The organism is Chelativorans sp. AA-79 (genome assembly GCF_029457495.1).
Classification (GTDB): domain Bacteria; phylum Pseudomonadota; class Alphaproteobacteria; order Rhizobiales; family Rhizobiaceae; genus Chelativorans.
Window position 1 is genome coordinate 1 of sequence record NZ_CP120361.1, and the last position, 11,807, is coordinate 11,807.

The 11,807-nt window shown below is 64.4% G+C and carries 10 protein-coding genes; 6 read left to right on the forward strand and 4 right to left on the reverse strand.

The features are described from left to right. The 4 genes from dnaA (at position 1) to PVE73_RS00020 (ending at position 4,711) form a co-directional block, all read left to right on the forward strand. Entirely contained in the window at positions 1-1,440 is a 1,440-nt protein-coding gene (gene dnaA / locus PVE73_RS00005) for a chromosomal replication initiator protein DnaA (protein ID WP_277364976.1), read from the forward strand. A gap of 196 nt (positions 1,441-1,636) precedes the next feature. After that, positions 1,637-2,755 (forward strand): DNA polymerase III subunit beta, encoded by a 1,119-nt coding sequence (gene dnaN / locus PVE73_RS00010; protein WP_277364977.1) that lies wholly within the window; start codon positions 1,637-1,639, stop codon positions 2,753-2,755. Beyond that, positions 2,752-3,918 carry a DNA replication/repair protein RecF gene (gene recF, locus PVE73_RS00015; protein WP_277364978.1) on the forward strand — a complete coding sequence of 389 codons (1,167 nt, stop codon included), beginning with the start codon at positions 2,752-2,754 and terminating at the stop codon, positions 3,916-3,918. Before dnaN ends, recF begins: the two co-directional genes overlap by 4 nt. Before the next feature lie 31 nt (positions 3,919-3,949). Continuing rightward, positions 3,950-4,711, forward strand: coding sequence for a molybdopterin-synthase adenylyltransferase MoeB (locus PVE73_RS00020; protein WP_277364979.1), 762 nt, complete (start codon positions 3,950-3,952; stop codon positions 4,709-4,711). A 3-nt stretch (positions 4,712-4,714) separates the two neighbouring features. Here the strand turns inward: PVE73_RS00020 and rpe are convergent, their stop codons facing one another. Next, positions 4,715-5,386, reverse strand: a complete 672-nt coding sequence (rpe, locus tag PVE73_RS00025) for a ribulose-phosphate 3-epimerase (RefSeq protein WP_277364980.1) — start codon at positions 5,384-5,386, stop codon at positions 4,715-4,717. Between the two features lie 47 nt (positions 5,387-5,433). Further along, entirely contained in the window at positions 5,434-5,907 is a 474-nt protein-coding gene (locus PVE73_RS00030; protein ID WP_277364981.1) for a carbon monoxide dehydrogenase subunit G, read from the reverse strand. Between the two features lie 128 nt (positions 5,908-6,035). Between PVE73_RS00030 and PVE73_RS00035 the strand changes: the two genes are divergently transcribed. After that, on the forward strand, positions 6,036-7,838 hold the full coding sequence (locus tag PVE73_RS00035; protein ID WP_277364982.1) for an IlvD/Edd family dehydratase: 1,803 nt from the start codon (positions 6,036-6,038) through the stop codon (positions 7,836-7,838). A 33-nt stretch (positions 7,839-7,871) separates the two neighbouring features. On the opposite strand, the gene PVE73_RS00040 is transcribed toward PVE73_RS00035, so the two are convergent. After that, a complete protein-coding gene (locus PVE73_RS00040) occupies positions 7,872-8,381 on the reverse strand; it encodes a GyrI-like domain-containing protein (protein ID WP_277364983.1) in 510 nt (169 codons plus the stop codon). Between the two features lie 75 nt (positions 8,382-8,456). Then, positions 8,457-9,947, reverse strand: coding sequence for a PLP-dependent aminotransferase family protein (locus PVE73_RS00045; protein WP_277364984.1), 1,491 nt, complete (start codon positions 9,945-9,947; stop codon positions 8,457-8,459). Positions 9,948-10,086: 139 nt separating this feature from the next. On the opposite strand from PVE73_RS00045, the gene pgi reads away from it, so the two are divergent. Further along, a complete protein-coding gene (pgi, locus tag PVE73_RS00050) occupies positions 10,087-11,721 on the forward strand; it encodes a glucose-6-phosphate isomerase (protein ID WP_277367588.1) in 1,635 nt (544 codons plus the stop codon). Positions 11,722-11,807 lie beyond the last annotated feature (86 nt).

Genomic DNA, 11,807 nt, shown 5'->3' on the forward strand with positions numbered 1-11,807 from the left:
ATGGCGGTTTTCGAGCGCGTCCGGGCACAATTGAAGGCCCGGCTCGGAACCGAGGTCTATTCGAGCTGGTTCGGACGGATGAAGCTCGCGGAGACATCGAGGGGCGTGGTCCGCATTTCCGTTCCGACGGCCTTTTTGAGGGCCTGGATCAACGGTCATTATCTGGACCTCATCACTGAACTCTGGAAAGCCGAGGATGCCTCGACCCTGAAGGTCGAGATAGTCGTGCGAACCGCCACCCGGAGCATGCCTTCAAAGGCGGAAGTCAAGCCGGTGCCCGTGCGCAAGGCGTCGAGCCAGCCGCACCCCGCCGCTGCAAACGGCGCGGTGAATGGCGCGCGGATCACCGCCTTGCCTTCGGCAAGGTCCGATTATGCGCCGCGCCCGAGCATGTTCGGATCGCCGCTCGACAGCCGCTACACCTTCGAATCCTTTATCGAGGGCGCGTCCAACCGCGTTGCCTGTGCCGCAGCCAGGACAGTGGCGGAATCGGCCGCCGGGGCGATCCGTTTCAATCCGCTTTTCCTGCACGCCTCGGTCGGGCTGGGAAAGACACATCTTCTTCAGGCGATTGCGGCGGCGTCGCTGAAGCGCCGTCCTCAGTCGCGCGTGGTCTATCTCACCGCCGAATATTTCATGTGGCGCTTTGCCACCGCGATCCGAGACAACAATGCGCTCACGCTCAAGGAGCAGCTTCGCGACATCGACCTGCTCATCATCGACGACATGCAGTTCCTGCAGGGCAAGTCCATCCAGAACGAGTTCTGCCACCTGCTCAACATGCTGCTCGACAGCGCACGGCAGGTGGTTGTGGCAGCGGACAGGCCGGCATCCGAACTGGAGTCGCTCGAGCCACGCGTGAAGTCGCGCCTCAACGGCGGCGTTTCGCTCGAGATTCTTCCGCCGGACTATGAATTGCGGCTTGCCATGATTCAGCAGCGGCTGGCTGCCGCGCGCGTCGAAGACCCTTCGCTGGATATACCGGCCGAGGTGATCGACCACGTCGCGCAAGTGGTCACGGGGAGCGGGCGCGAGCTCGAAGGGGCCTTCAACCAGCTGGTTTTCCGCCATTCGTTCGAACCACAGATCACGCTGGAGCGCATCGATGAGATCTTGGGGCCGGTGTGCCGCTCCGGCGAGCCTCGGCGCGTGCGCATCGAGGACATCCAGCGCGTGGTCGCACGTCACTACAATGTGTCGAAGACGGAATTGCTCTCCAATCGGCGCACCCGCTCCATCGTCAAGCCGCGGCAGGTGGCGATGTATCTCGCCAAGGTGCTGACGCCGCGTTCGCTGCCCGAGATCGGGCGCCGCTTCGGCGGGCGAGACCACACGACGGTGCTGCACGCGGTGCGCAAGATCGAAGGTATGTCGGGGGACGACAAGCAGCTCGCGCAGGAGATCGAGCTTCTGAAGAGGTTGATCAGCGAGCAAGCCTGAGCCGGGAGTGCGGCAGTAAAACGCCTGCAGAAGCGTTATCCCCAGGAAGCCCGCGGAAAATGGCTCCGGCCGTTCCGCGGGCTTGCCTTTCTCGTAGATTTCCTGTCAGTTTGGCGCAATTCCAGCATGTAAGGAGCAGGCTGCGAAGGGCTTCGGCCATGTCGCATCCCTCTTCATCCAGGCGAGAAACACAGGTATGCGTGTAGTCTTAGAACGTTCCAATCTTCTGAAGTCGCTCGGCCATGTCCACCGGGTGGTGGAACGGCGCAACACGATACCGATTCTCTCCAATGTTCTTTTGTCCGTCGATGGCACAAGCCTGGAGATGAAGGCGACGGATCTTGACCTCGAAGTGACCGAGGCCGCCCCGGCTTCCATCGAGCAGGCGGGCGCGACGACGGTGCCCGCGCATCTCCTCTACGATATCGTGCGCAAGCTGCCGGACGGCGCGGAAGTGATGCTCAAGATGGAAGAGAACGGCCAGACCATGTCGGTCATCTCCGGGCGCTCCACCTTCCGCCTGCAGTGCCTGCCCAAGGCGGATTTCCCGTCACTCACCGCCGGCCAGTTCTCACACGTCTTCCGCATGGATTCGGCCGCCCTGCGCAGCCTCATCGAGAAGACACAGTTTGCGATTTCCACGGAAGAGACCCGCTACTATCTGAACGGCATTTTCCTGCACGCGCTGGAATCGGACGGTGCGCTGAAGCTGCGTGCCGTGGCGACTGACGGACACCGGCTGGCACGCACCGAGATCGAAGCGCCGGCGGGCTCGGAAGGCATGCCCGGCATCATCATCCCGCGCAAGACAGTGGGCGAGTTGCAGAAGCTGGTGGACGACCCGGACGTGGCGGTGACCGTGGAGCTCTCCGACACGAAGGTCCGGTTCACCATTGGCAGTGTGGTTCTGACGTCGAAGCTGATCGACGGCACTTTTCCCGACTATCAGCGTGTCATCCCCACCGGGAACGACAAGGAACTGGTCATCGACCGGCAGGCTTTCTCCGCCGCCGTCGACCGCGTATCGACCGTCTCTTCCGAGCGCGGAAGGGCCGTGAAGCTCTCCATCTCCAGCGGACAGGTCACCTTCACGGTCAACAATCCGGATTCGGGCAGCGCGACGGAGGAGATTCCGGCGGGCTACGACGCCGATCCGATCGAAATCGGTTTCAATGCGCGTTACCTGCTTGATGTGGCCGCGCAGCTTTCGGGAAGCGAGGCGAAATTTCTTCTGGCGGACGCCGGTTCGCCGACGCTCATACAGGACACGTCCGATGAGCGCGCGCTCTATGTTCTGATGCCGATGCGGGTGTGACCAGGACGCTTCCAGGGGCAGAGGACGGTCGCCCGGCGCAAGTCCATCTCGCCAGGCTCACGCTCACGAATTTTCGCAATTATGCATCGCTCGCATTGGACTTGGCGCCGGGCGCCGTGGTGCTGACGGGGGAGAACGGGGCCGGCAAGACCAATCTTCTGGAGGCCGTGTCCTTCCTCTCGCCCGGGCGCGGCCTCAGGCGCGCGACACTGGAGGAGGTGGCGCGCATCGGCTCGGGCGACGGATTCGCCGTGCATGCAGAGGTGGAAGGCCCCCAGGGCACTCGTCGCATCGGCACGGGGACGGCAGGTGCGGATGGCGGCGTTCCCGTGCGCCGGGTGCGCATCGATGGCGAGCCTCAGCGTAGCGCCGAGGTCCTGCTCGACTGGCTGCGTGTCATCTGGCTCACACCGGCGATGGACTCGCTCTTCACCGGCCCCTCCGCCGATCGTCGCCGCTTTCTCGACCGGCTGGTTCTGGCGATCGATTCTGCCCATGGTCGCCGGGCGGCCGATTACGAGAAGGCCATGCGCTCGCGCAACCGGCTCTTCGCCGACGATGTGCGGGATGACGCCTGGTTCGACGCCATCGAGACGCAGATGGCCGAAACCGGCGTGGCGATCGCAGCGGCCCGGGCCGAGATGCTGCGGCTTCTTGTTTCCATGATCGAGCGCCTGCCGGCGGAAGGCCCTTTCCCTAAGGCGCTCCTCGCGCTGGAAGGCTCTGTGGACGAGGCGGTCGCCCTAAGACCCGCTGTCGACGTGGAGGAGGAATTCCGCGCCCGCCTGCGTGATGAACGAGCGCGCGACCGCGCGGCGGGACGCGCGCTCGAAGGACCGCACCGGAGCGAGCTTCTGGTACGCCACGCGCCCAAGGACATGCCGGCCGAAAGCTGTTCGACGGGCGAGCAGAAGGCGCTGCTCGTGGGACTGGTGCTCGCCCACGCGCGGCTGACGGCGGAACTGTCGGGCATGACGCCGGTCCTCCTGCTCGACGAGATTTCCGCTCATTTCGATGCCGACCGGCGGACCGCTCTCTTCGATATTCTCGAAGACCTCAACTGCCAGGCCTTCATGACCGGCACGGAGCCAACGCTTTTCTCCAGCCTCGATGGCCGGGCACAGTTTCTCACCGTATCCGGCGGCACGATTGAGCCGGCCTGACATCCCCGAGCGCAGGCGCTATGGTTCGCCCATGAGTGATGCCATTCTTTCCGATGAAGAGCTGGAGCGCTATGCGCGCCACATCGTGCTGCCGGAGATCGGCGGGGCGGGTCAGCAGAAGCTGAAGCGCGCGCGGGTCCTGGTGCTCGGTGCAGGCGGGCTCGGCGCGCCGGTGCTGCAATATCTGGCGGCAGCGGGCGTGGGCGCGCTCGGCATCGTGGATGATGACCGCGTCTCGCTATCGAACCTGCAGCGCCAGGTCATCCATCCGACCGAGGCTGTCGGCGCACTGAAGGCCGAGAGTGCCGGGGCGGCGATCGCGCAGTTGAACCCGCATGTGACGGTGGAAACGCATTTGCTCCGCCTCCACTCCGAAAACGCCGGGCCGCTCATCGCCCGCTACGACGTGGTGGTGGACGGCTCGGACAATTTCGAGACACGCTATGTGCTTGCCGACGCGTGTGCCGAGGCGCGGGTGCCGCTGGTGACGGCGGCGGTGGGGCGCTTCGACGGTTCCCTCACCGTGCTCAAGCCCTATGAGGCAGGGGCGGATGGCAAGCCGTTCCCTTCCTATCGCGACCTCTTCCCGGAAGCCCCCCCGCCGGGGCTTGTGCCCACCTGCGCCGAAGCCGGAATCGTCGGAGCGCTGACGGGCGTCATGGGCACGCTGCAAGCCATGGAAGCCATCAAGCTCGTCACCGGCATCGGTGAGCCGCTGGTAGGGCGCCTCCTTCTCTATGACGGGCTCGCCGCCCGGTTCGAAACGGTGCGCTACGGCCCGAAGCGGGGCTGATGGCTATACCGCCGCCTTCCTCAGCGCCTCGATGTTCCGGCGATAGGCGGCTTCGCCTTGTCCCTTGAAGATCGAGGAGCCTGCGACCAGAACATTGGCGCCCGCGGCGACCACGGCGCCCGCATTTTCGGTGGAAATGCCACCATCCACCTCGATATCGATCGGGCGGGCGCCGACCATCACCCGTACGCGGCGAATCTTCTCCAGGATGGCCGGAACGAAGGCTTGGCCGCCGAAGCCGGGATTGACTGTCATGATCAGAACGAGATCCACGTCATCGAGCACATATTCCAAAGCGCTTTCCGGCGTCGCCGGGTTGAGCGACACGCCCGCTTTCTTGCCGAGCCTCCTGATCGTCTGCAGCGAACGGTGAAGGTGGGGGCCGGCTTCAGCATGCACAGTGAGGATGTCGCAGCCCGCCTCCGCAAAGGCGGCTAGGTACGGATCGGCCGGCGAGATCATCAGGTGACAGTCGAAGATTTTGTCCGTGCGGTCGCGGATCGCCTTCACCACCGGCGGGCCGAAGGTGATATTGGGCACGAAATGCCCGTCCATGACATCGAGATGGATCCAGTCCGCGCCTGCCGCGGCGACTGACGCCACCTCGTCGCCCAGACGCGAGAAGTCGGAGGCGAGGATGGATGGTGCGATGGTGATCGGCCGGCTGGCGCTCATGGCAGTTCCTTCTTCGGCGGATTGCACCGCCCATTCCTGATCTCGTGTCAGGCGCTCTCGGCCTCTTCCGCGTCGCCGCTTACACGCGCGTTGAAGTCCGCGAAGAATTGCGAGGCGAGCTTCTTGGAGGTGGATTCGATCAGGCGCCCGCCGAGCTGGGCCATCTTGCCGCCCACATCTGCCTTGGCTTGATAGGAGAGGATGGTCGCGTCCGGCCCGTCCTCCTTGAGCGAGACATCCGCGCCACCCTTGGCGAACCCGGCCACCCCGCCCTTGCCTTCGCCGGAGATGGTGTAGGAGCGGGGCGGGTTGAGATTGGTAAGTTCCACCCCGCCATTGAAGCGCGCCTTGATCGGGCCGATCTTGAGCGAGACGACCGCCGCAAACTCGGTATCGGACTTCTTCTCAAGCGATTGGCAGCCGGGGATACAGTCTTTCAGCACTTCCGGGTCATTCAGCGCGCGCCACACCGTTTCGACCGGTGCCGCGATACGCTCCTCTCCTTCGATGACCATCGCCATGGCTCGTCCCTCCAGTGAATTTCTGTTCTTGGCTAGCCCAGCGGAGACCGCTTGTCCATCCGGGTACTCTTGCCGCTTCGGGCGTGATGCAATATCCGTTGACGGCAACCAAAAGGCTCAAGAGATCAATGACCCAAGGCAGCGGAAAAAGGCGGCTTCGTTCACAGGACTGGTTCGACAATCCCGGCAATCCTGGCATGACGGCGCTCTATCTGGAACGCTATCTGAATTATGGCCTGACACGGCACGAATTGCAGTCGGGCAAGCCGCTGATCGGTATCGCGCAGACCGGCTCCGACCTTTCCCCCTGCAACCGGCACCATCTGGAACTTGCCAAGCGCGTGCGCGCCGGCATCGAGGCCGCGGGCGGCATTCCGTTCGAATTCCCTTGCCATCCCATCCAGGAGACCGGCAAGCGCCCGACGGCCTCGCTCGACCGGAACCTGAGCTATCTCTCGCTGGTCGAGGTGCTTTACGGCTATCCCCTCGACGGCGTGGTGCTGACCATCGGCTGCGACAAGACCACGCCGGCCCTGCTGATGGCAGCCGCGACCGTCGACATTCCGGCTATCGCGCTTTCCGTCGGGCCGATGCTCAACGGGTGGTATGGCGGCCGGCGCGTCGGCTCCGGCACCATCGTCTGGGAGGCGCGCGAAAGGCTCGCCGCCGGCGAGATCAACTACGAGCAGTTCATGGACCTTGCCGCTGCCTCCGCGCCGTCCGTGGGGTTCTGCAACACAATGGGGACCGCCTCCACCATGAACTCGCTGACGGAAGCGCTCGGTATGCAGCTTCCGGGCTCGGCCGCAATCCCGGCTCCCTACCGCGAGCGCGGCCAGATGGCCTATGATACGGGCCGCCGTATCGTAGAGATGGTTCATGAGGACCTGAAGCCATCGGACATCATGACACGCGAGGCTTTCGAGAACGCCATCGTGGTTAATTCCGCCATCGGCGGCTCCACCAATGCGCCGATTCATCTGAACGCCGTCGCCAGGCATTTGGGCGTTCCGCTCGACAATGACGACTGGCAGAAGATCGGACATCACGTTCCGCTGCTCGTGAACCTGCAGCCCGCAGGCGAATTCCTGGGAGAGGATTTCCATCGCGCCGGCGGCGTGCCGGCGGTCGTGGCGGAACTGATGAAGGCAGACCTTCTGCCCAACCCCGACATCGGGACGGTGAACGGCCGCACGCTGCACGAGAACTGCGGGACTGCGGTAACGATCGACGCAAATGTGATCCGCCCCGTCTCCAGCCCGCTCAAGCAGAGTGCTGGTTTCATCAACCTGAAGGGCAATCTTTTCGATAGCGCGATCATGAAGACCAGCGTGATCTCGGAGGAGTTCCGGACCCGCTATCTCTCGAACCCGAACGATCCTGAGGCTTTCGAAGGCAGGGCGATCGTCTTCGACGGGCCAGAGGATTACCACCACCGCATCGATGATCCTGCCCTGGAAATAGACGAGTATTGCCTGCTGGTGATGCGCGGCACGGGGCCGGTCGGCTATCCGGGCGCCGCCGAGGTGGTGAACATGCGCCCGCCGGATTATCTCATCAAGAAGGGCGTGCATTCGCTACCCTGCATCGGCGATGGCCGGCAGTCCGGCACGTCGGCTTCACCTTCCATCCTGAATGCCTCGCCGGAAGCGGCGGTGGGCGGCGGCTTGGCCCTGCTCAGAACCGGCGACCGCATCCGCATCGATTTGAAGACCGGCAGCGCCGACATGTTCGTGAGCAAGGAGGAGTTGGAAAGACGCCGCGCAGCCCTCGAGGAGGCGGGCGGCTACCGCTATCCGGAACATCAGACGCCTTGGCAGGAGATCCAGCGCTCAATGGTGGAGCAGCTTTCAGACGGCATGGTGCTGAAGCCGGCGACCGCCTATCGGCACATTGCCCGGGAAAAGGGCACGCCGCGCGACAATCACTGAGCGCGCGGCACAGATTTCCCCGTTCCTGCTGGCTCAGTCAGCCAGCTTGATCGTGATCTCGGTTTCCCACTTGGAGGAGTCTGGCTCTGTAGCCGGATCGGTCAAATAGACTTCCATCCGGCAGGCGAAGCGCTCGCCGGCGGGCGTCTGTTCGCTGTCCCACCGGATTCCGTTCTCCTTGCCCCAGCCGATCAGGGCTGCATTGGCCTGGTAGAGGCCATCACCGGAGTCGCCATAGGGGCCGCGATAGAGGATGGTGGCGTAACGCCCTGAGGGAAGGACACCCGAGAGTACCCTGCCGTCGCCCGGAACCGGCTCGATGGTCGGCACACCGAATTCGAGTTCCAGCTCCCGTTCCATGTCGATGACGTTGTGCTTCAAGATCGCTCCCCCGGCCGGCAGCGCTCCCTTCGTCGAAACCCATGTGAAGATGTCGTCGAAGAACCGAGGCGCGGCGCTGCCGATCTCGCTCATCGGCAGCGTGACTCTGATCGCCACATATGGCTGCTCCGCACGCTCTCTGATTTCTGGTACCGTCATCATCATCACTCTCCCTCCGGTGGTGTTGACAACCGGAGGACGAAGAAGCGGAGCAAATTCCGACAGACCTGCGCTTTATTATGCTGCGATGGAGCGCCGGGAGGCGACGGCCGAGAGCTCGCGGATGCCCGGCTCGATATGCTGCACGGCGATGGAGGAGATGCCGAGGCGCATGTAGGGCGAGGACTGTTCCGGCCCGTCGAAGAAGCGGCTGCCGGGTTCTATGATCACGCCGCGCCCCCTTGCGGCCTTCGCCAGCGCCCTCGTGTCGGTGCCCTCGGGACCTTTGAGCCAGATGGAGGTGCCGCCGGGTACGTCGGCCGCCTCCCACTCCGGCATGAATCGCCCGATCGCCTCGAGCAATTTGCTGCGGCGCTCCTCGAACGCTGTTGAGAGCCGCCGCACGAGCGCGTCGTGATGGCCGAGCGAGAGGAACAGCGCGACGGCGCGCTGGTTGTTGGCGGGCGGGTGGCGCAGCATGAAGCGGCGCAGCGCACGGAGCTCCGCGACGAGATCGGCCGGTCCGACGAGGTAACCGAGTCGCAAGCCGGGCGCGAGCGTCTTCGACATGGAGCCGAGGTAAATGACACGGCCGGCGTGGTCGAGCCCCTTCAGCGCCTCCTGCGGCGTCTCATCGGCGAGCTGGCTGTCGTAATCGTCCTCGATAACGATCCAATCGTGCTCATCCGCTCTCGAAAGCAGCGTCTGCCGGCGCTGGCGGCTGAGCGGCACCATGGTCGGGCAATGGTGGCTGGGCGTCACGAAGACGAAATCCGCGTCCGCCGGGATCGCATCGATATCCATGCCTTCGCTGTCGACGCGCACCGGCAGTGTCTCCGCGCCCGCGAGCCGGAAGATGGAACGGGCATCCGGATAGCCGGGATTCTCCATCGCCACGCGCGCACCGCGCTGCATGAGCAGCGTGGAAAGCATGTAGAGCGCATTCTGGGCGCCGAGGGTGACGATGATCTCGTCCGGATTGGCGAAGATGCCGCGCCGGGGCAGGAGCCGCGCCTGGATCTGCTCGATGAGGAGAGGATCATCCCTGTCGACCATGTCTGCCGCCCAGTTGCGGATCTCGAGCACCGCGAGCGCCATGCGGTTGCATTCGCGCCATTCAGCGGTGGGGAAGAGCGCGGGATCGAACTGGCCATAGACGAACGGATAAGAGGACTGCATCCAATTCTCGTTCTTCGGCGGGCCGGGTAGCTCGCTCGCCATCACCTGGCGTCGCGCCTTCCAGTCGATCTTCGACGTGCCACGTGGCTTGCGGGAAGGGCGTGGGGGAGCGGTCAGCACCTCTGGATTGACGAAGTGCCCGCGCCGCTCGCGCGCGATGAGGAAGCCCTGGTCCACGAGTTGCTGGAAGGCGAGCACCACAGTGCCGCGTGCCACGCCCAGCTTGTCGGCGAGGATGCGGCAGGAAGGCAGCGGCATCGACAGCGAGATCTGCCGGTCGAGAATGGCGGAGACGATCGCTTGGCGGATCTGCGCCTGCAGTGTCTGGCTCGAATCGCTGGAGATCTTGATGAGGCCAGTCCACAGGGCGGCGTCGTTTCTGGTCGGCATGATATCCTCCGGTGGCGCGGAGCCTACGCTCAAGCCGCTGCCACCGCAACCCTGGTCCAAGCCGTTAAGCCACGGGATCGCTTCCCTTTTGCTGCGCCGCACCCTAAGTTTCGCCCATCGCCAGAAGGAGACGGATCTCATGTGCGCCTATGAACATGCCTTGGATGCGCTGCGGCGGCACCGCCGGGAGAACGAGGATTTCGACCTGCGCGCGGCCTTTGCTGCCGATCCCGACCGCTTCTCCCGCTATTCGCTTTCGCTCGGCGATCTGCTCCTCGATTTCTCCAAATGTGCTGTGACCGACGAGACGTTGGCGTGCCTGGAAGACCTCGCCGATGCCGCCGCCGTTGCCGAGCGGCGCGACATGATGTTTTCAGGCGCGCACATCAATGTGACCGAGAACCGGGCGGTACTCCACACCGCGCTGCGCAGTGATCCCGGCCGGCCTGTCTTGCTCGACGGCAAGAATGTGATGCCAGATGTGGAGGACGTTCTTTCCGCCATGAGCCGCTTTGCCGAAGGCATCCGCGCCGGCGGGATCAGGGGTGCGACAGGCCGGACATTCACCGACGTGGTGAATATCGGCATCGGGGGGTCTGATCTCGGGCCAGTGATGGCGACGCTGGCGCTCGCACCCTATCACGACGGGCCGCGGCTCCACTACGTCTCCAACGTGGACGGCGCGCACATTCACGACACGCTGAAGGCGCTCGATCCCGAGACCACGCTCTTTATCATCGCCTCGAAGACGTTCACAACCATAGAAACCATGACCAATGCCGCCACGGCCCGCGCGTGGATCGCGGAAAGGGCGGGCGAGGACGCTGTGGGCGCGCATTTCGCCGCGGTCTCAACCGCGTTGGAAAAGGTGGCGGCTTTCGGCATCGGCGAGGAGCGCGTCTTCGGATTCTGGGACTGGGTGGGCGGCCGCTACTCCCTCTGGTCCGCCATCGGCCTGCCGATCATGATCGCGGTGGGGCCAGAGAGCTTCCGGCGCTTCCTGGCTGGCGCGGAGGCGATGGACCGGCATTTCCGCGAGACGCCGATGCGCGAGAACATGGCGATGATGCTCGGCCTTGTCGGTTTCTGGCATCGCGTCATCTGCGGCTATCCGGCCCGCGCCGTGATTCCCTATGATCAGCGGCTCGCCCGGCTGCCCGCCTATCTGCAGCAGCTCGATATGGAATCCAACGGCAAGCGGGTGATGCTCGACGGCAGCCCCGCCGCCACGCCCACGGGGCCGCTTGTCTGGGGCGAGCCCGGCACCAACGGCCAGCACGCATTCTTCCAACTCCTGCATCAGGGCACCGACATCATTCCGGTCGAGTTCATTCTCGCGGCGAACGGGCATGAGCCGGAGCTGAAGCACCATCATGATCTGCTCATCGCCAACTGCCTAGCGCAGTCCGAAGCGCTGATGCGGGGCCGCACGCTGGAAGAGGCGAAAGCCCAGCTTCTGGCGAAAGGCATCAGTGAGGCCGAGGCGGCGAAGCTCGCGCCGCACCGCTTCTTTCCGGGTAACCGGCCGTCGCTCACGATCCTCTATGAAAAGCTCGATCCCTTCGCGCTCGGCCGCCTGATTGCGCTTTATGAGCACCGTGTCTTCGTCGAGGCTGCACTCTTTCGCATCAATGCCTTCGACCAGTGGGGCGTCGAACTCGGCAAGGAGCTTGCCACCGAGCTCCTGCCGGTGGTCGAGGGCAAGGAGGACGCATCCAGCCGCGACGCCTCCACGGCGGGCCTGGTTGCGCGGATCGCGCAGTTGAGGGAGTGAACTCAACATCCAGGCCGCCCATGGAGAGAGCCATCCCGGCTCTGCGCGGCTATGGCCGCTTGGCCGGGATGGCGATGACGTTGCGA